This is a genomic window from Clostridium fessum, assembly GCF_027698965.1.
Classification (GTDB): domain Bacteria; phylum Bacillota; class Clostridia; order Lachnospirales; family Lachnospiraceae; genus Otoolea; species Otoolea fessa.
The window spans coordinates 43,213-64,172 of sequence record NZ_JAQEQF010000003.1 but is presented as its reverse complement, the minus strand read 5'-3'; the positions used below and the strand labels follow the sequence as shown (position 1 = coordinate 64,172).

Annotated in this window: 16 protein-coding genes and 1 riboswitch; of the genes, 1 reads left to right on the top strand and 15 read right to left on the bottom strand. The window is 49.4% G+C overall.

All coding sequences use genetic code 11. The annotated features are described in order from the left end of the window. Positions 1 to 12: 12 nt before the first annotated feature. The 7 genes from PG862_RS04880 to pruA all read right to left on the bottom strand — a co-directional run bounded on the left by PG862_RS04880 (position 13) and on the right by pruA (position 9,107). Complete coding sequence (locus tag PG862_RS04880) at positions 13 to 1,023, bottom strand: GGGtGRT protein (protein ID WP_270706707.1); 1,011 nt, start codon at positions 1,021 to 1,023, stop codon at positions 13 to 15. A 33-nt stretch (positions 1,024 to 1,056) separates the two neighbouring features. Further along, entirely contained in the window at positions 1,057 to 1,749 is a 693-nt protein-coding gene (locus PG862_RS04875) for an iron-sulfur cluster assembly scaffold protein (RefSeq protein WP_022359683.1), read from the bottom strand. A 114-nt stretch (positions 1,750 to 1,863) separates the two neighbouring features. Continuing rightward, positions 1,864 to 3,210: an MATE family efflux transporter gene (locus tag PG862_RS04870; protein WP_333493370.1), complete on the bottom strand. Its 1,347-nt coding sequence runs from the start codon at positions 3,208 to 3,210 to the stop codon at positions 1,864 to 1,866. A 20-nt stretch (positions 3,211 to 3,230) separates the two neighbouring features. Then, entirely contained in the window at positions 3,231 to 4,628 is a 1,398-nt protein-coding gene (gltA, locus tag PG862_RS04865; RefSeq protein ID WP_117796351.1) for an NADPH-dependent glutamate synthase, read from the bottom strand. Beyond that, on the bottom strand, positions 4,628 to 5,518 hold the full coding sequence (locus PG862_RS04860) for a sulfide/dihydroorotate dehydrogenase-like FAD/NAD-binding protein (protein ID WP_022359686.1): 891 nt from the start codon (positions 5,516 to 5,518) through the stop codon (positions 4,628 to 4,630). The genes gltA and PG862_RS04860 overlap by 1 nt, the downstream gene beginning before the upstream one ends. Positions 5,519 to 5,609: 91 nt before the next feature. Then, positions 5,610 to 6,998 carry a dihydrofolate reductase gene (locus tag PG862_RS14360; protein WP_333563190.1) on the bottom strand — a complete coding sequence of 463 codons (1,389 nt, stop codon included), beginning with the start codon at positions 6,996 to 6,998 and terminating at the stop codon, positions 5,610 to 5,612. A gap of 483 nt (positions 6,999 to 7,481) precedes the next feature. Beyond that, positions 7,482 to 9,107 (bottom strand): L-glutamate gamma-semialdehyde dehydrogenase, encoded by a 1,626-nt coding sequence (pruA, locus tag PG862_RS04845; protein WP_118523679.1) that lies wholly within the window; start codon positions 9,105 to 9,107, stop codon positions 7,482 to 7,484. A gap of 539 nt (positions 9,108 to 9,646) precedes the next feature. Here pruA and PG862_RS04840 point away from each other — a divergent pair. Further along, positions 9,647 to 10,270, top strand: coding sequence for a hypothetical protein (locus PG862_RS04840; RefSeq protein WP_118556091.1), 624 nt, complete (start codon positions 9,647 to 9,649; stop codon positions 10,268 to 10,270). 425 nt (positions 10,271 to 10,695) lie between these two features. Here PG862_RS04840 and PG862_RS04835 read toward each other — a convergent pair whose 3' ends face one another. The 8 genes from PG862_RS04835 to PG862_RS04800 all read right to left on the bottom strand — a co-directional run bounded on the left by PG862_RS04835 (position 10,696) and on the right by PG862_RS04800 (position 20,960). Next, positions 10,696 to 12,054 carry a L,D-transpeptidase family protein gene (locus tag PG862_RS04835; protein ID WP_270706706.1) on the bottom strand — a complete coding sequence of 453 codons (1,359 nt, stop codon included), beginning with the start codon at positions 12,052 to 12,054 and terminating at the stop codon, positions 10,696 to 10,698. A gap of 420 nt (positions 12,055 to 12,474) precedes the next feature. Continuing rightward, complete coding sequence (locus tag PG862_RS04830; protein WP_270706705.1) at positions 12,475 to 13,365, bottom strand: cation diffusion facilitator family transporter; 891 nt, start codon at positions 13,363 to 13,365, stop codon at positions 12,475 to 12,477. Positions 13,366 to 13,470: 105 nt separating this feature from the next. Next, positions 13,471 to 13,555, bottom strand: a riboswitch (NiCo riboswitch). A 90-nt stretch (positions 13,556 to 13,645) separates the two neighbouring features. Further along, positions 13,646 to 14,839: a vWA domain-containing protein gene (locus PG862_RS04825; protein ID WP_117796347.1), complete on the bottom strand. Its 1,194-nt coding sequence runs from the start codon at positions 14,837 to 14,839 to the stop codon at positions 13,646 to 13,648. After that, positions 14,829 to 15,644: an AAA family ATPase gene (locus tag PG862_RS04820; protein WP_022359195.1), complete on the bottom strand. Its 816-nt coding sequence runs from the start codon at positions 15,642 to 15,644 to the stop codon at positions 14,829 to 14,831. Before PG862_RS04820 ends, PG862_RS04825 begins: the two co-directional genes overlap by 11 nt. Positions 15,645 to 16,065: 421 nt before the next feature. After that, positions 16,066 to 16,812 carry a DeoR/GlpR family DNA-binding transcription regulator gene (locus PG862_RS04815; protein WP_118523681.1) on the bottom strand — a complete coding sequence of 249 codons (747 nt, stop codon included), beginning with the start codon at positions 16,810 to 16,812 and terminating at the stop codon, positions 16,066 to 16,068. 80 nt (positions 16,813 to 16,892) lie between these two features. Beyond that, entirely contained in the window at positions 16,893 to 18,518 is a 1,626-nt protein-coding gene (gene ptsP / locus PG862_RS04810; protein WP_118651348.1) for a phosphoenolpyruvate--protein phosphotransferase, read from the bottom strand. A gap of 80 nt (positions 18,519 to 18,598) precedes the next feature. After that, the gene (locus PG862_RS04805) at positions 18,599 to 18,856 is read right to left on the bottom strand and encodes an HPr family phosphocarrier protein (protein WP_022359198.1); all 258 of its coding nucleotides are present in this window, start codon (positions 18,854 to 18,856) and stop codon (positions 18,599 to 18,601) included. Between the two features lie 94 nt (positions 18,857 to 18,950). Next, positions 18,951 to 20,960, bottom strand: coding sequence for a PTS fructose transporter subunit IIABC (locus PG862_RS04800; protein ID WP_118570064.1), 2,010 nt, complete (start codon positions 20,958 to 20,960; stop codon positions 18,951 to 18,953).

The window sequence follows — 20,960 nt, the reverse complement described above, 5'->3', positions numbered from 1 at the left end:
AATCAATATTTTTTAGAATTTTCCAGCTGTAGCTGCTTCCTCAATCGAAACTGCAACCGCCACAGTAGCGCCAACCATCGGGTTATTACCCATACCGATCAGACCCATCATCTCTACATGAGCCGGTACAGAGGAAGAACCTGCAAACTGTGCATCGGAGTGCATACGTCCCATGGTATCAGTCATACCGTAAGAAGCCGGACCTGCTGCCATGTTATCCGGGTGAAGGGTACGTCCTGTACCGCCGCCGGATGCTACGGAGAAGTATTTCTTGCCTTTCTCTACGCATTCCTTCTTATATGTACCTGCTACCGGATGCTGGAAACGGGTCGGGTTGGTGGAGTTACCGGTGATGGAAACGTCTACGCCCTCTTTCCACATGATCGCTACACCCTCGGTAACGTCATTTGCACCATAACAGTTTACTTTTGCACGAAGTCCATTGGAGTAAGATTTTCTCCACAGTTCTTTTACTTCGCCTGTGTAGTAATCCATCTCTGTCTCTACATATGTAAAGCCGTTGATACGGGAAATGATCTGAGCTGCATCCTTGCCAAGACCGTTTAAGATAACGCGAAGCGGTTTTTTACGAACTTTGTTTGCTTTTTCAGCGATACCGATCGCGCCCTCAGCTGCTGCAAAGGACTCATGACCTGCCAGGAAGCAGAAGCAGTCGGTCTCTTCTTCCAGAAGCATCTTGCCTAAGTTTCCATGTCCCAGACCTACTTTACGCTGATCTGCTACGGAACCCGGAATACAGAATGCCTGCAGTCCCTCGCCGATCGCTGCCGCCGCATCGGCAGCTCTGCGGCAGCCTTTCTTGATTGCGATTGCCGCGCCTACCGTGTAAGCCCAGCATGCATTTTCAAAACAGATTGGCTGGATCTTCTTTACCTGATCGTATACATCCAGTCCGGCATCCTTCGTGATCTTCTCAGCTTCTTCGATCGAAGCAATGCCATAGCTATTTAATACGGAATTGATCTTGTCAATTCGTCTCTCGTATGATTCAAATAATGCCATTGTGATGTTCCTCCTTAACTATGTACCCTGTGATTATTCCTGTCTCGGATCGATAATCTTAACTGCATCGTCTACACGGCCGTACTGACCTTTTGCCTTCTCATATGCAGTGGTCGGATCGTCGCCCTTCTTGATGAAGTCGGTCATCTTACCTAAGTTTACAAACTGGTAACCAATGATCTGATCTTCTTCATCCAGTGCAATTCCTGTTACATAGCCTTCTGCCATCTCAAGGTAACGCGGACCTTTTTTCAGAGTTCCGTACATCGTACCTACCTGAGAGCGGAGTCCTTTTCCAAGGTCTTCAAGGCCGGCACCAATCGGAAGCCCCTCTTCAGAAAACGCACTCTGCGTTCTGCCATATGCGATCTGGAGGAACAGCTCACGCATGGCGGTGTTGATTGCATCACAGACAAGGTCTGTATTTAATGCTTCCAGTACGGTTCTTCCCGGAAGAATCTCTGCTGCCATCGCTGCAGAATGTGTCATACCAGAACATCCGATCGTCTCTACCAGAGCCTCCTGAATGATACCTTCCTTAACATTCAGGGTCAGCTTACAAGCACCCTGCTGCGGCGCACACCAGCCAACACCGTGTGTTAAACCGGAAATATCCTTTACTTCTTTGGACTTAACCCACTTTGCTTCCTCCGGGATCGGAGCAGCGCCGTGATTTACGCCCTGGGCTACTGGACACATATTTTCTACTTCTTGTGAATAAATCATTGTAAGACTCCTTTCGAAATGATTGGATTTTGTACTTTGTTAATTTTATCACATCAATCCTGTCCCTATTATCTCACGAAATTCTCAATTCGTCCATAGGTTTTTTGTAACTTTTCAGACGGTTTTCTCAATCTTCTTTCTCTCCAAAAAAACATACAAAAACACGACAAAACTAACGAACAGAATACATCCCTTTACCATGCTGGAAATACTTAACGCCCACCAGATACCGCTAAGTCCCATCACAGAGGACAACAACACCGCCACTGGGATGCGCGCGGAGGTAAAGGTCACGCTGACGATCGACGGATACAGCGTCCGCCCCAGACCGGAAAACGCACCGATCGAGGTCTGTTCCACCATCATAAACATCTGGCTCAGTCCCACGATCCGCAGGTAATTGACGCCGAGCGCCATGACCTCTTCTTCCTGCAAAAAGATCGAGAACAGCGGACGCGCCATTCCGATCAGCAAAAATGTCGTGCAGAGTCCCCACGCCGCCGTCATCGCGATCGCACAGAAATAGCCGCGGCGCACACGGTCATACCGCTTCGCCCCATAATTCTGTCCGAGGAATGCATTGACTGCCGCCGAAAAGCCATCTCCGACCATCCAGGAAACGGATTCAATCTGACTGCCAACACGCTGTGCCGCCACTGCCAGATCACCCCATCCGGTGATAAGGCGGGTCAGAATCATCGAAATTCCTGCGTAAATCAGGTTCTGCACCGCCGACGGCACACCGATCCGCACGATCTCCCTCCAAACCTTCACTGGAACCAGCACCCAGAGACGCAGATGCGGAAACAGCACCTTTTCCCGCAGGACTGCCTTGAAAAACAGGAGGCTTACGAGCGCCTGTGCCGTGACCGTCGCAGCCGCTGCTCCGCTGACTCCCAGTTCCGGAAATGGTCCGATTCCAAAGATCAGCACTGGATCCAGTACAACATTGAATACAAGCCCCGCCACGTTGACGATAAACGGAGTCCGGCTGTTTCCCGCCGCCGTCAAAAGTCCGGTCAAGATCGCATTTAGATAAGAAAAGATCACAAGCCCACAGGCGATCCGCACATACCATTCTGCCTGTGCAATCACCTCCGGGCTGTTTAATTTAAAAAATCCAATTAACCGACTGGCTCCAAAGAGCGAAACCAGCCCATACAGCACGGCAAACAAAATCCCCAGCTGCAGCGCACCTCTCGCATACTGCGCCGCACTGTCATTTTCTCCCGCACCAAGACAATGGGCGGTCTTTACCTGACCGCCCGTTCTCGCCAAAATCGCAAATCCCTGGGAAAACCAGGTATACATACCTGCCGATCCCACCGCCGTGACAGCACCTGCCCCGAGGCGTCCGATCCACGCCATATCGGTCAGATTGTAAAGCATCTGAACCAGAGAAGTCGCCATGATCGGAAGAGCCAGTCGGGTCAGTGCCGGGGCGATTGCTTCATTCAGCAAATCTACATGATGAGATTTCATTATTTTGCAGAAAGATACTCGTCGATGCCTCTTGCACCTGCTCGTCCGGCTTCCATCGCGAGAATAACCGTAGCCGCGCCAGTCACTGCGTCGCCTCCGGCGTAAACGCCCTCTTTCGTTGTCTTTCCATTGCTCTCATCCGCCACGATACATCTCCAGCGGTTAATCTCCAGACCTTTGGTCGTATTGGAAATCAGCGGGTTCGGGGAAGTACCCAGCGCCATGATAACAGTATCTGCATCGATCGTGAAATCAGAACCGACCACCTCAACCGGACGTCTTCTTCCAGATTCATCCGGCTCGCCAAGCTCCATACGGCGGCATACGATGCCTTTGACCCATCCGTTCTCATCTTCGAGAATCTCAACCGGGTTGGTCAGAAGGTCAAAATGGATGCCCTCCTCTTTTGCGTGATGTACTTCCTCCACACGTGCCGGAAGCTCTTTCTCACTTCTTCTATATACAATATGAACTTCTGCACCGAGACGCAGAGCCGTTCTTGCCGCATCCATCGCTACGTTTCCGCCGCCGACTACGACTACCTTCTTTGATTCCATGATCGGTGTGTCATAATCATCGCGGAATGCCTTCATCAGGTTATTTCTGGTCAGGTACTCATTCGCAGAAAATACGCCGTTGGCATTTTCACCCGGAATACCCATGAACTTCGGAAGTCCGGCGCCAGAACCGATGAATACTGCCTGGAAACCTTCTTCATCCATCAGTTCGTCGATTGTGATAGATTTTCCGATAACTACGTTTGTCTCAATCTTAACGCCCAGCTTGCGGACATTCTCGATCTCCGGCTGTACAACGCCGTCCTTCGGAAGACGGAACTCCGGAATGCCGTAGGTCAATACTCCGCCCGGCTCATGAAGTGCCTCGAAAATGGTTACTTCATAGCCCAGTTTTGCCAGATCGCCTGCACAGGTCAGACCTGCAGGACCGGAACCGATGACTGCTACTTTCTTTCCGTTTGTCTTCTCCGGCGCTGCCGGTACAAAACCATGCTCACGGGACCAGTCTGCCACGAAGCGCTCAAGTTTACCAATGGAAACCGCCTCGCCCTTGATACCGCGCACACACTGTCCCTCACACTGGGATTCCTGTGGGCAGACACGTCCACAGACTGCCGGAAGTGCCGAAGAAAGTGCGATGACTTTCGCTGCCTCCTCAATATTTCCCGCTTTTACTTCCTGGATAAACGCCGGAATATCGATGGAAACCGGGCATCCAGCGATACATTTTGCATTTTTACAGTTCAGACATCTCTCAGACTCCGCAACTGCTTCTTCCATATTATAGCCGAGACATACCTCTTTAAAATTAGTCGCACGTACCTTCGGATCCTGCTCTCTGACCGGCACCTTTTTCATCATATCTCTCTTTGCTTCCATTATTTGTCACCTCCGCACTGTCCGCATCCGCCGTGATGAGTATCGCCCTCTTTCAAGCGCAGCATCGCTCTGCCTTCCTGAGTCTTATAAATTCTCTGACGTTCCATCGCCTCGTCAAAATTAACAAGATGTCCATCAAACTCCGGTCCGTCTACGCAGGCAAATTTGACCTGGTCGCCTACGGTGACACGACAGGCACCACACATACCGGTTCCATCTACCATGATCGGGTTCAGGCTGACAATCGTCGGAATCTCCAGTTTTTTCGTCAGCAGGCAGACAAATTTCATCATGATCATCGGTCCGATTGCAACACAGACATCGTACTTGCGTCCCTGTTTTTCAACTAAATCCTCGATGACACCTGTAACCATACCTTTAATGCCAAAGCTGCCATCATCGGTTGTGATGTAAAGGTTTCCGGCTGCCTTCTCCATCTCCTCGGTCAGGATCAGCAGATCTTTGGTCTTAGAACCTACGATAACATCTACATCAATGCCGTGCTCATGCATCCATTTTACCTGCGGATAAACCGGAGCCGCACCGACACCGCCGGCTACGAAGAGGTATTTCTTCTTTTTCAGCTCTTCTACATCCTCATGGATAAACTCGGACGGATTTCCAAGCGGTCCTACGAAATCATGGAATGCATCCCCAGCCTTGAGGGTGCTCATCTTCTCGGTAGAAGCTCCCACGGTCTGGAATACGATCGTGATCGTTCCTGCCTGACGATCAAAATCACAAATAGTCAGCGGGATTCTCTCGCCCTCTTCGCCCATCTTGACGATGACAAATTCGCCCGGCTCACATGCACGCGCTACACGCGGTGCTTCTACAACCATCAGATAAATCTTATCTGCCAGTTTTTCAGCTTTTAAAATCGGGTACATTCTATTCCTCCTTACAGTTATATGAACATTTTATTGTTTGACTTTTCAGAATTCTCAATTATTTTACCACTTTGTCCTATTTTTGACAACCTTAGAGCGATTCCTTTTCCAGCTTCCGATATTCCCTGAATTCATAGCACAAATTGAAAAATGTCTGCTCGCCGCTTCGTCTTACCAGTTCCCAGCCTTCTTTCTCCAGATCAACCATATGTGTGTCTGCCACATAGGAAAAATCAATCCAGGTGATCTGCGCTGTGTCGCAGAACGGAAGAAACTGCCGATAAATCGACTCGCCGCCGATGATGACGACATCTACATCTGTCAGATGTTTTTCCTGTTTCAGCTCGTCAATCCGCACCAGCGCCTCCTCGACACTGTGGCAGATCTCTGCCCCCTTTACGCTCAGAGCCTTCTTTTTTGTCAAAATCAGGTTGATTCTGCCATCCAGCGGTCGCTGAGCCGGGAAAGTCAGAAACGTTTTATAGCCCATCACGATGATTTTTCCCATCGTTTCCTGCCGGAATAATTTCTGATCCGCCGGGATCACCGTCAGCATCTGCCCTTTATTGCCGATACCCCAGTTCCGATCCACTGCCGCAATCAGCTGAAAATGTCTCGGAAACCGTTCCGGAAACTGTCTTTTGAGTGTCTTCATCATGCTCGCCGCATTGATATAGAATGCCTCGTCTGGCTGTTCTTTCTTATCTACATGAGAATGGAACACGCGCTCCATCTCCCGAAGCGCCGCCTCTTCTTCCGGGAACCGGTTCATAATATCAATCATGACATCACGGCTGTCACGAAGCTTCTGCATCAGGACATCCCAGATCGCCGCCTTATCCGCTTCACTGACAAAGCCATAGTGGTTTAAAATAATCTCTTTTGCATCCAATTCCGATGAATACTCGATCGATTCTTCTGCCGCCTTATAGTCTACCAGAAACGACGGCATATAACTCCCATCATGCCCCATGACGCCTACCGTCTCACTGCACAGCATCAACTCATCGTCAATCAGGTAAGACATGGAACATTTCGTGTGGCCGATCGTCGCAAACGCGTAGATCGTATGGTCGCCCAGTTCGATCGTCTCGCCGTCCTCCAGCGATACATCAATCTGTAAATCTGCATCGTCATATTCCGAATCCCATGGAAGCCCCGCCGCTTCTGCCGCCTCGCCGCTTAGACGCCGGATCGTCTTCAAAGCGCCCGGTTTCACTAAAATTTCTTTTGCGCGCTCGGAAGCATATGTTTTCACCCCCGGCCATGCTTTCCGCACCGCCGGAAGCCCCGCTACATGATCATAATGGGAATGGGATAAAAGAACCGCGTCTAACTCTGCATCGCCCAGTTCTCTTTTTATATTTTCCACCATCTGATCGGCAGCATACGCCATCCCCGCCTCGAACAGGAGATTGGCTTTTCCCTTTATCAAAAACACCGCACCGCTTCCGCAGCCAGATACATCGATCACCGTCATTGCTTTCTCATCCTTTTTGTTTGAATTTAAAATCGAACCGAGAAAATTTAAACAAAAACAAATCCTCAAATCCATATTTCATATTTGATTTTATTTTACTGGATCTTTATGAGAAATACAAGGACTGGTTCAACTCAGATGAATGTAAGGAATAATGTTGTTACAGTTCACGGGTAGGCACTTTGGGAACCACGAACAGAGTTTCTAAATTATAAAAAAGATCGGCACCGATATGAAATCGTGTGTTTCGTTACACAGATTCCGGATCAGCGCCGATCCTCTGGGTGGTTGGTTTTAATTTAGTAAATTATGGGGAAGAGCTGCGCCCCAGCATGCTCAGTGGCTTCAGCGTGCTCAGTGCCCCAGCTCAAAAAAGCTGCGCTTTTCTTCGCTGGACGGGCTGCGCCCTATAAAGCAGTCCAGCAAGACAGTTCCTTATGTGCAAGCACAACGTTCCTGTCTTACTGCCCTGCTTTGCACTGCTTATGCCTCAACCATGTACGGATATGTTACATCCAGGCACGGTACTCTGAGTTCTTTGATGGTTCTCGGGCTTAACCAGCGATACATGTTGATCTCGCTGCCGGCTTTGTCGTTGGTTCCTGATGCTCTTGCACCGCCGAACGGCTGCTGACCGATAACTGCACCAGTTGGCTTATCATTGATATAGAAGTTTCCGGCTGTTCCTTTGAGTGCATCTTCCATCTTAACGATAGCTTCGCGGTCATCTGCAAAGATTGCTCCGGACAGACCATAGGACGTTGCGGTATCGCAGCTTGCCAGAGTCTCATCCAGTTTGTCATCCGGATATACATATACGGTCATAACTGGTCCAAAAATTTCCTCTACCATAGTCTTGAAATCTGGCTTCTTAGCCTCAATCAGGGTCGGATATATGAAATATCCCTTGGAATCATCGTATCCGCCGCAGATAACGTCTGCATCCTCGGATGCTTTTGCATAGTCGATGTACTCTTTGTTGGTCTTGAATGCGGATGCATCGATAACAGCGCCCATCAGGTTTCTGAAATCGGTTATATCGCCAATTTTAATCTTCTCAATCTCTGCCAGCATACCCTCTTTAACCTGCGGCCAGATGCTTGCCGGAACAAATGCACGGGAAGCTGCGGAGCACTTCTGTCCCTGATACTCGTAGGATGCTCTTGTCAGAGCTGCTACCAGGCCCGGTACGTCTGCGGAATTGTGAGCAAAGATGAAGTCCTTTCCACCAGTCTCGCCAACCAGACGCGGATATGTTTTGTATTTCTTGATGTTCTCGCCTACTAAGGAGTAAACACCACTGAATACTTCGGTAGAACCTGTGAAATGGAATCCTGCCAGATTCGGATCGCTTAATACGTACTTGCTCATGTCAGAACCACGGCTCGGTACGAAGTTGATAACACCTGCCGGAAGCCCTGCAGCCATCAGGGCCTGCATTACATAGTAGTTGGAAAGAACTGCTGTGGTAGCCGGTTTCCAGAGAACTACGTTACCTGCGATCGCCGGAGCGGTCGGAAGGTTAGCACCGATGGATGTGAAGTTGAATGGGGAAATCGCGGTTACGAAACCTTCCAGTGGACGGTACTCGATGCGGTTCCAAACATTCGGTGTGTTGTTCGGCTGTCTGTCATAAATCTGCTGTAAGTAGTATACGTTGAAACGAAGGAAATCAATCAGCTCGCAGGTATCAATCTCAGCCTGATATGCGGTCTTGCTCTGTCCTAACATGGTAGCTGCATTTACTTTATCTCTCATCGGACCAGCAATTAAATCAGCTGCTTTTAAAAAGATAGATACGCGGTGTTCCATCGGCATCTCGGTCCATGCTTTTCTAGCTGCCAGAGCCGCTGCGATTGCATCCTTTAACTCTTTCTCACCGCCGGAAGCTGCTTCTGCGATTACATGAGCATGGTCATGCGGCATAACTGCTTTGGTTTTTCTCTCTGTCCAAACTTCCTTACCACCGATGATCATCGGAACCTGAACAACCTGTGCGGACTGGCGCTCCAGTTCTTTCTTTAAGCTGGCTCTCTCCGGGCTTCCTGGAAGATATGCTTTTACCGGCTCATTTTTCGGCATCTCTACTTTGAAATATCCATTGCTCATTGTTCATCTCTCCTTTTTGACATTTTGTCTCATTCGTGATTATGATATGAAATTTTTTCTCACTTCGTTTTCGTAAAATCTAATTTTTTCTTTTTAATTTTCATATCAGTGAATTTCTATGGCTAAATATTAGCATGTTTTTCATTTTATGTCAATACTATTTCATATTTAAAAATGCATGTTTTCATTATATTTTTCTGTGCATATCGCATAATCTCTTTGCTTTTTCCTGTATTCTGTTTTGGATTGTAATTTTTATCGATCTTACTGTTCACGCATACGTGCCCAGTAACGGAATTTGCCGTGGCTTCGCATTTAAATACGGCAAATTCCTGCTGCCACCACGTTTTCTTACGGCACTTTCGCTTCCAAAAGTGCCCACCCGGGAACAGTAACTATCGATTCTTGTAATTCTGTATGTTTTTTTATGCTTTGTTTACGGGACATGGTTTTTGTGGTATACTGATCCCGCCTGAAACAACTCACAAAAGTGAGTTTATCCTGAAAATAATTCACTTATATGAAAAAGGAGTTTGATTATGCTTAAATTAGAACGTACCAGCGTCATGAATCTGGAAAATGCCATGCGCGGTGCCCGCAATCCGATGAACAGCTGGGGACGGATGGACAGCTTTTATGATGAGAATGGCAAATATAAACTGGGACCGAACGATCTCGACCTTGCGAAACGTCTCCGCAAAGCAGGCAGCGACCACCGCAAGTTTCTGCGCCAGGTATTTGTCTCAGTCGATGTGACCGCACCTCTCTACTGGTGGAAAGAATATGATACTTATAAAGTAGCGACCGTCGCCAATTCAACCAGCACGATGCACAAAATCGCCAGCAAACCGTTTTCGATGGACGATTTCAGCTGCGACCACATGACAGCCGGAACACGCGCATTTATGGAAACAGTTATCGCCAAGCTGGAGGAAATCCGCCTGCGTTATCTGGAGACAAAGAACAAGGATGACTGGTATGATATGATCCAGCTGCTGCCGAGCAGTTATAATCAGATGCGGACTTGTTCGTTTAATTATGAGACACTGATTAATATTTATTATGCCAGAAAGGATCATAAGCTGGCGGAGTGGCATACATTCTGTGACTGGATCAAGACCTTGCCGTATGGGGAAGAATTGATTATTGGGGAAGGAAAATAGATAATTAGTTTGATTTTCGTGAGAGGGACGGAGAAAAAGCCGCCCGGGCAAAAATGATCAGGTTTCGAGGACTGGGATTTTCTAGGCATCTTCGGTTTGATTAAAAACAGAAAGAAATCCTCACAAAGCAAGTTTGTTGCGGTTTCTTTCAACATCAAACCCGAATCTGCCAAGTAAATCCACAGTCTCGAAAATTCCATTTTTGCTCGGGCGGCTTTTTCTCCTGTTTATTGGATGATAACTTGGTAAAATTTAAGATCCTGGTGTCATCCAGCGCATGAATGCGGCTGGATGACGGCGTAGGATCTTTTTTCGTTCCGTATGATAAATTACTTTGTCCACCATCTACTTTCTTATCTAACTATATTCAAGAAAGTCCCCCATGTCTTTCTTCTAAATACTGAATGTGCGCTTAGAAGAAATGTTTAGTTATGGCAGAGAACTGGCATTCCCTTGTATACTTTCTCGTAGAGAAGTTTTGCTTTATCAACCGGCAGATTGATGCAGCCGTGGCTGCCGGAATACTGGTAGATGGTTCCGCCGAATTTACTTCTCCAGCTTGCGTCATGAAAACCGATGCCGCCGTTGAATGGCATCCAATAGTCTACGTGACTTTCATATTCATATGTGCCGTCTGCCCGTTTGGCGCCGCGCAGAACGCGGTCGGCCTGCTTGTAGGTCAGGCTGTAAATACCTTCCGGGGTTGTGTAGTTTTTGGATACGTTTCCGGTTACGCACGGAGCATCCCAAGTCAGGGCGCCGTTTTCATACATATATACATGCTGGGCGCCGAAATCAACTTCTGCGTAGGTATTGCCCCAGTCTGCGTCTGAATGGCTGGCTGCCTGCTGGGAGAACTGGACTTCACGTTCCTGATTGATACCTGTCTGCGCCATCAGAACCAGATTGTCTGTCTCTGCAGTCTGGTCAATCTTCCATCCATAAGGGCCTGTCAAGGCTACCTCTTTTCCGGAAGTGGTATGGAAAGTACGGGTAGTTCCAGCTGTGTCGTATTTCGCTGCCAGCGCCTTGATGTAGGCAGCTGCCTTATCGCGGTCTACAGTAATGCCATTCTCGCCGCCTGTATACCAGCTGACATATTCAGTACCGGACAGTGTCTCGGTTGCATCACCGATATGGAAGGTGATGGTCGCATTTTTAGCCTGGTTCATCTGGGCGCAGAGTGCTTTTAAGGATGCATCGCCGGAAGTCACCTGGATCGGTGTGTAACATCCCAATGCTTCCAGATCGATCTCTGTCATGCCGGAGGCGATCGCCGCATTGATCGCCGTCTGTACCTTTGCCTTATCCACAGATTCTCCCTTTACTTCCGGAACAATCGTGAAATCTTTTCCTTCTTCCCAGGCGGATATATGGGCATCTACCGTCGGCGCTACACTATCTGACATACAATTTAAGGAAGCAATGCGGTTTGCAAGCATCGTCTGATCGCAGGAAAGCGGCATCGCGATCGTCAGCGCTCCTGCTCCAGCTACCCCTGCTGCCTGCTGGTCAATCGCTGCCTGCAGCTCATTTGTAATCACTACTTTATAGCCGATCTCCGCTGCGGTGATCTCTTCTGTCTTGCCTCCACGTTCTTTAATCGTTAATTTATAAGAACCGTAATTCTGCTCCAGCTTTGCCTTCGCTTCCTCATTGCTCATTCCGCCGACTGCGACGCCATTTACACTTGTTCCATTTGCAAAACTGCCATCTGCCAGTACTGGCTGTGCAAACATCAGCACCAGTGCAGCTGCTGCACCAGTCATTTTAAGTATACTCATACTTTTATTTTTCATTTTTTCACAAACCTCTCTGCCGCGCCATATGGCTGCGGCCTGTATATATGGATTCTGAATCCTTATTATAGCAGAGTCGGAAAAAAAGTCCAGACCGATTCTAAAAAAGATCGTCAAAAGATCCGATTCGTAAGAATTTCTTAACGGTTCCTTTTTTCTTTCCTTTTTCTTTCATTTTTTCCATATTCATGATTGCAGTTTTTCCATTTTGCAGTATGATGGTATTCATTGCAAATGGGAAGTATAACTTTCAGAACGTCCTTAAAAATGTTTAAAATTTTCATGTTCCCAAAAGCGCCAAAAGGACCGCCGCATATGGCATGCCCTCTTCTAAGTAAACAAGATTTTTATTGTTATCTTGGTCTGCTTAAAAGGAAATATGCCAGTCTGCGGCAGTCCTTCTTTCTATTTCCGGTCAATTTCCGGATTGACATGCACCATAATGTGTTTTACCTTCGGAAATGTCTTTTCAATGCTGTTATGCACCACCTCGGCAATCTTGTGCGCCTCCCGCAGCGGCATGGAACCATCTACCTCAATCTCAATGTCCGCATAAATTTTATTGCCAAAGATCCGCGTCTGAAGCAGGTCAATCCGCGCCACATCTGGATTCTGAAGAACGCAGGCGCGCAGCTGTTCTTCAGTCTTCTCATCACAGGAATGATCGACCATTTTATCCATCGCATCTTTAAAAATCTCATACGCCGCTTTCACGATAAAGACGAAAATAACCAGGCTCGCGATCGGATCCATGACCGGAAATCCCATTCTCGCGCCCACGATTCCGACCAGCGCACCGATCGAGGAAAACGCATCGGAACGGTGATGCCATGCATCTGCCATCAGTGCGCTGGAATCAATCTTTTTCGCATAATATCGGGTGTACCAGTACATCGCTTCTTTACTGACAATGGATATAACAGCCGCTGCCAGCGCCAGCATTCCCGGAACCTGCAGGTGACTGTATTCTCCCTTGAGCACGTCCGTAAGCGCCTCCACGCCAATCCCCAGACCTGTCATAAAGAGAACCATCGAGAGGACAATCGCAGCCACACACTCCATCCGCTCATGTCCATACGGGTGCTCCTTGTCCGGCTGTTTGGACGACAGCTTAATTCCAATCACCACGATCATCGTGCTGAACACATCGGACGCCGAATGGATACTGTCACTGATCATCGCATTCGAATGTGCGAACACACCCGCTAACAGCTTCATAAACGACAAAAGGATGTTCACTACTATCGTTACAAAAGACACCTGATTTGCCACCTTCTGAAAATCGTTCTGTTTCATATTCGTTACCTCCAAAAAATATCTCATGGCACTAACGATAGGTGGGTGCTGCGGTTTAACCCGTAAAAAAGTATAAAAAAACACCCACGAACCAGTATGAGTAACTACTGTCCCGTGGATGAAACTAACTTCCACTGTCGCTTCTGCGACCCGACCCCATGATATTCACGGTCTGCTCAGTTTGTACTGTAGTTTGATATGCAGTGCAAAGAGTTTATGATGAATAATAGCACAAGTTTACTTAGTTGTCAATATCGGGAAACGCCCTTTCTTCCATAATTTATTTCTTCAATTCCTTAATCCCAGCCTCAAGCCCTGCCGCCGTCAGCGGAAACATCGGGATCTCATCTCGGATCAGGCTGATCGTGTACGCACCGTAGGCATATGCCCAGTTATTTTCCCGCATCGGGTTCAGCCAGATCGCCGACGGAAAACGCCGGTGCATCTCCTGCAGCCAGTAAATGCCCGTCCGTTCGTTGCTGTGGAAATAGTCGAGACTGCCGCCGCGGTACAGAAGTTCCGACGGCGCCATCGACGCATCCCCGACCAGAATTACCTTGTATTCCGGTTTCAGGTTGTGAAAGACCCACTCGGTCGAGATCTTATCCCGCCAGGAGCAGGACGGCGTCGTAAACAGCTGATCGTAGAAACAGTTGTGGAAATAATAAATCTTCAAATCCTTAAAATGGGACGACTGATTGACCGCCTGGAACAGCCGGTTGCACAGATCCGCATATGCCCACATCGACCCGCCGCTATCCATCAGAAGCAGGAGCTTCGTCTGGTTCTTTCTCGGGCGCTCCATGACGAGCTCCAGACGTCCGCCTTCGTCACAGGTCTTCTCGATCGTTTTCTCCACATTGAGTTCCGTTTTCGGTCCATCCTCACGGCAGGATAAAAGACGCAGCTTTTTGAGCGCCACCTGGAACTGCCGGATCTGGATGACCGCATCGTCGCGGAAATCGCGGTAATTCCGCTGTTCCGCCACCTGCAGCGCGCTCCGGTTTTTGCCCGGTCCGCCCACGCGGATGCCCTTCGGGCTGTAACCGGAATGTCCAAATGCCGACGTACCGCCGGTTCCAATCCACTTATTGCCGCCGTGGTGCTGCTCATGCTGCTCTTTCAGTCGTTCCGCCATCATTTTACGGATATCGTCCAGATCAAGTCCCGCAAACCGCGCATCGACCTCATCCTTATCATACGGCGTCTGCGCGTGCGCCTTGGCAAGCCAGTCTAAGACCTCCTTCGGAAGTTCCTCAAACGTCTGCACATTTTTAAAATATGCCAGAAATGCCTGGTCAAATTTGTCATATTCGGACTCTTTTTTGACCAGAACCGCCCTCGCCATATAGTAAAACTCCGTCAGGCTCGCGTCGTTCAGGTTCATTTCCAGCGCATCCATCAGGCTGTTCCACTCATTGAGGCTCGTCTTCATCCCGTAAGAACGGAGTAGATACAGAAAATCAGTAAACATATCGGTTATTCTCCACCAGCTTTAAATCCTCTGTCTTTTTTAAGAGTACCCCCGCAAACGGGATCTCCTTTTCCAGCTTCTCCACCGGCACGCCGCCGATCACAAGCGCCTGAATCCAGTCCAACACCTCGGAGGTACTCGGCTTCTTCTGCAGGCCGCGCAGATCGCGCACCCGGTAGAAGGCGTCCAGCACGCCGTCGATCAGCTTCTGGTCGAGATCCGGGTAATGTGCCTTGATGATCTTCTCCATCATCGGCTGCTCCGGGAATGCAATATAATGGAAGATACAGCGGCGCAGGAACGCATCCGGCAGCTCCTTCTCCGCATTGGAGGTAATAATCACAATCGGACGGTGCTTCGCTTTGACAGTCTTTCCCGTCTCCGGAATGTAAAATTCCATCTTGTCAAGTTCCCAGAGCAGGTCGTTCGGGAATTCCAAATCCGCTTTATCGATCTCATCGATCAAAAGAACCGTCTGCTTTTCCTTCTCAAATGCCTCTCCCATCTTTCCGAGGCGGATATATCTGGCAATATCATCAACGCCATCCGCACCAAACTGGCTGTCGTAAAGACGCTGTACCGTATCGTACACGTAAAGACCGTCTTGTGCGCGAGTCGTCGATTTAATATTCCAGATCAAAAGTTCCATATCGAGGGATCTGGCAATCGCCTCCGCGAGCATCGTCTTTCCAGTGCCCGGTTCTCCCTTGATTAAGAGCGGCTTTTTGAGCGCCGCCGCAATGTTAACGCTGCGGATCAGTTCATCCGAAGCGATGTATTCGTCACTGCCGTGAAATTGCTGCATGGTAAATTCTCCTTTTAGAAAGTTCTCCTTTTACATAACTGTAAACACTAACAAGGGCAGCATAACGATTCAGGATCCATGCTGACTGCGATCGGTTCGGATCCATCGTTCCTCTCGATCGTCATACATAATCCTGCCCGTTTGCCACCCTATTGATTTGCGATACCAGATTGCTCCGCACTATATGCTCCCGCAATCTTCAAAACCATTCGTAATTCGCTCATTTTTCTTTGAAAAAGGGCTACTTACTCATGTTTTTGGCGGGTCCCAAGGTCAAAAATTTTCCTGCAAGCAAGCTTGCGTCGAACTTCTGACCTTTTGACCCTGGTATCATCATAATATAGCAATATTCTAATAGTTTGTCAAATCGTATATATGTTAGGATTTCATTAGAAAAACACGATTGTTACTGCTCACTATTCTACTTTGCCACCCGGATATTCTTGCTGCCGCTAAATCCTTCCGGCGGCTCTGTCTCCGTGAGGATCGTCGCTTCTTCAAACACCCCGAACGTCACCGAACTTACCATGCCGAATTTCTGGCTGTCCGCCAGCACATAGCAGCGCTCTGTCTGGCGCATCGCCTCTTGCTTGACTAATGCCTCATTCGGATCCGGCGTCGTGAAACCGTGGCGCTTGCTGACGCCGTTGGTTCCAAAAAATCCCTTTGTAAAATGATAGCCCTGGATCGTCAGGATCGCCTGGCTTCCGATGACCGCCTCCGTCGTGCCCTTTAACTCACCACCAATCAGAATTACGCGGTTTCCGGCGGCTGCCAGCCGTTTGGCATGTGATACCGCATTCGTCACAAACGTGGCGCTGCGCGCCGGAAGATAGTCTAAGATATACCCGGTCGTCGTGCCCGCGTCCAGATAGACAAAATCATCCGGCTGGATAAGTCCCGCCGCAAACTGGGCGATTCTCCTTTTCTCCTCCTGCTGCAATTCCATCTTCTGTGCCACTGACGGTTCGGTTCCCGTAAATGTCCCGTCTGAGGACACCGCGCCGCCAAACACCTTGGTCAGGCGCCCCGCCTTGTCAAGCGCATTCAGATCCCGCCGGATCGTCGATTCCGAAACTCCCAGCACATCTTTAATCTCAGGAACTGTCACACTCCTCTTTTTATCCAGAAGTTCCAAAATCAGTTCGTATCTTTTTTCTGTCAGCATGACTCTTTTCCTTTCATCTTCTGCTGTGGTTGAACTTTTTTTAGCTCAATTTTTCACTTCTCTCTGTCTTAATATTCTTATCAACTGCAGCTGCTTTCGACAATGACCTTCCGAATCGGCAGCACACGCCCCGGCGATACGGAAAGCTCATCCACACCCATTTTCAGGAATTCTTTTGTCAAACTCAGATCCGCGCCCAATTCGCCGCAGATACCTGCCCAGATGCCCTCGGCGTGTGCATTTTCGACAACCATGCGGATCATCGCCAGCACCGCCGGATGGTGCGGATCGTAAAATGCATCCAGCTCCGGGTTCTGACGGTCAACTGCCAGCGTATACTGGGTCAGGTCGTTCGTTCCGATGCTGAAAAAGTCCACTTTTTTCGCCAGTTCCCGGCTTACCATGACTGCCGCCGGGGTTTCAATCATAATGCCCTGCTTCGGGTCGCCAAACTGGAGATTCTGTGCGGTCAGCTCCGTCTTGACCTCCTCGACAATCTTCGCGATCGCCTCGACCTCCCAGACACTTGTGATCATCGGATACATGATCTGGAGATTGCCATAGGCACTTGCCCGAAACAACGCGCGAAGCTGTGTCTTGAAAATCTCCGGTCTTGTCAGGCAGATACGGATCGCCCGGCAGCCCATCGCCGGATTTTCCTCTTTTTTCAGTTCAAAATAATCGCACTGCTTGTCCGCGCCGATGTCCAGCGTGCGGATAATGACCGGTTTGCCCGCCATCGTTTCCGCTACCTGTTTATATACCTGGAACTGCTCCTCCTCCGTCGGAAATGTTTCTTTTTCCAGATACAAAAATTCGCTGCGGAACAGTCCGATGCCCGCCGCATCGTTATGAATGACCGACGCCAGATCCTTGCTGTTGCCAATGTTCGCATACAGGCGGATCTTCTTGCCATCCAGAGTGACTGTTTCGCGCCCTTTCAGTGTTTGCAGCAGTTCTTTCTTCTCCTGTTCCTCCCTCTGCCGGCGGCGCATTGTTTCCAATGTCTCCTCATCCGGTTCCACATACAGGACTCCGTTAGTACCATCCACAACCGCAAATTTCCCATCTACCGTCTCATCGAGCGCCACGTCCGTTCCGATCAGCGCCGGAATGCTCATCGTACGCGCCAGGATCGCCGTGTGGGAATTGACGGAACCGTGTACCGTCACAAAGGATAGCACCTTGTCCTTTTCAAGCTGTACCGTCTCCGATGGCGCTAAATCATCTGCCAGAATAATCACCGGCTCGTCCGTATGGATGCCCTGACCTGCGCCTCCGGACAGAACGCGCACAATCCGCTCCGAAATATCTTTGACATCCGCCGCGCGCCCACGCATATATTCGTCCTCCATCGCCGCAAACATCTGGGCGAAATTGTCACCGGTCACCGCAACCGCATACTCGGCATTGACCTTCTGCGTATCGATGATATTCTGAACCGCGTCCAGATAGTCCTCGTCCTCCAGCATGATCTGGTGAATCTCAAAAATCGCCGCATTCGCCTCGCCAACTTCTTTTACCGCCTTTTCATATAACTCGCCGAGCTGGCGGATGGACTCCTGAACTGCCGCATTAAACCGCGCTTTTTCCTGCTCTGCATTCTCTATTTTTGTCCGTTTTACGGTCTGCTCGCCTTTCTGATACACACATATTTTTCCAACTGCGACACCGCCAAATACACTTTTTCCGCGATACGTCTGCATGATCATTCCCCTTTCCATTGATCCATTATCGAAAAATGCCGCCATGTAATAATCCCTTACATCGCGGCATCTTTATTAAACTACATATTTTCCTTCATAAACTGGCTGACTGCCTCATAAGCTGCTTCTTCGTCCTCGCCCTCAAAGGTCAGGGTTACTTCCTGTCCGTTCTTTACCGCCAGTCCCATGATACCGAAAATCTTTTTGCAGTCGCCGCTCTTTCCATCTTTCGCCAGCTTGATCGTACTCGTAAACTGTTTTGCCGCCTTTACCAGTTCACCTGCCGGGCGTGCATGGATTCCTTCCGGGTCTGTAATGGTATATTTAAACTCTTTCATGATGATGTTCTCCTTCTCATTATAACCTATTTTGATTGATTTGACCAAAAAATTTCTAATAAAGATTCACATTCCGTCAAAAAAAATTATTTATCTATTCTTCTACATTCTTCTTGAGAACTCCTAAGAGTACCGTCGAGATCGCCATGCCAACCACCAGTGCCAGCAGATAGAACAGCGGATTTCCCATGACTGGGAATACGAAGATTCCGCCATGCGGCGCCATCAGCGTACAGTTAAATAACATGCTCATCGCTCCCGCAACACCCGAACCGACGATGCAGGCTGGAAGCACGTGTACCGGATCGGACGCTGCAAATGGAATCGCGCCCTCCGTGATGAATGCCAGACCCATGATGAAGTTGGTCGGTCCTGCCTCGCGCTCTTCCTTTGTAAATTTCTTCTTAAACAGCATGGTTGCCAGCGCAATCGCACACGGCGGTGTCATACCGCCAATCATAACAGCTGCCATCACATCGTAGTTGCCGGAGGCGATTGCCGCCGTACCAAATACATATGCCGCCTTGTTGAATGGACCGCCCATGTCGATCGCCATCATCGCCGCCAGCACAAAACCAAGAATCAACTTACTCGAACCACCCATGCTGCTCAGACCATTGTTTAACGCCATATTGATCGCGCCCATGACCGGCTCTACGACGAAGCTCATAACCAGTCCGATGAGCAGGACGCCCACAACCGGGTAAATCAGGACCGGAGCAATCTTTTCCAGTGCCTCTGGAAGATTCTCGCACGCTTTCCGAAGCGCCAGAATCAGATATCCGGCAATAAAACCTGCCGCCAGGGCGCCAAGGAAACCTGATTTTCCCTGAGAAGCAATCATGCCGCCGACAAAACCGACTGCCAGCGCCGGGCGGTCTCCGATCGCCATCGCGATGAAACCAGCCAGAATCGGGAGCATAAAGCCAAATGCCACACCGCCGACATTTTTAAACCATGCCGCCAGCGGGGTAATCGTACCAAAGTTTACACGCTGGTCGAGCGGAAGTGCATTCATATCCACACTGAAACCATCAATCAGAAACGCAATCGCAATCAGGATGCCGCCGCCGACTACAAATGGGAGCATGTGGGAGACACCATTCATCAGCTGTGTGTAAATCTGGTGTCCGACACTGCCCGATTTGCCGCCAGAGGCTGCCTTTGCCGGGCTGCTGTTTCCAGATGATGCTGCGTGGTAAACCGGTACCTCCCCGGACGCCGCGCGCTCCAAAAGCTCCGGTGCCTTGCTGATACCGTCCGAAACCTGACATTCGATCACTCGTTTTCCGTCAAACCGATCCATCGGCACCTGTGCGTCCGCTGCCACGATGATGCAGTCCGCCGCCTCGATCTCCTGTGCCGTCAGCACATTTTTTGCTCCGGCTGAACCGCGCGTCTCAACTTTGATCTTCCATCCCTTCGCGCGTGCCGCTTTTTCCAGGCCTTCGGCAGCCATGTAGGTGTGCGCGATACCGGTCGGACAGGAAGTAACCGCTAAGATCTTCGGTCCGGCTGTCTGTTCCGTCTCTGCACCCGCTTTTTGCGCCTGAATCTCCTGACCACCTGCTTGTGCGGCATTCTCTCCATTTGTATCTGCCGCTTCTTCGCCGGAATCAGCCGCCAGTCTCTCATCGATGCCTGCCTGTTCTGCATCTGCCTTATCAATAATGGAAAGAAAGTCTTCCACCGAAGAGGCATTTCGCAGGGAATCTGAGAAATGCTCGTCCATCATGAGAACGGAAAGCTTGCTCAACACATCCAGATGTACGTTATCTTTTGTATTTGGCGCTGCAATCAGAAACAGCAGAGTGACCGGTTCGCCGTCCAGGGAGTCGAAATCCACGCCATTTTTGATGACCATCGCCGCCAGCCCCGGCTTTTTGACCGCATCACATTTTCCATGAGGAATTGCAATCCCCTCGCCGATACCGGTCGTGCTCTCTTCTTCTCTCGCATAAACCTGCTTGCGGAATGCCTCGACATCCGACAGCTTTCCGCTCGCCGCCATCAGCTCTACCGCCTTGTCCAGTGTCTCCGATTTGCTGGTGGGTGCCGCATCCAGCGATATACTTCTCGGATCCAGTAAATCAGTAATCTTCAT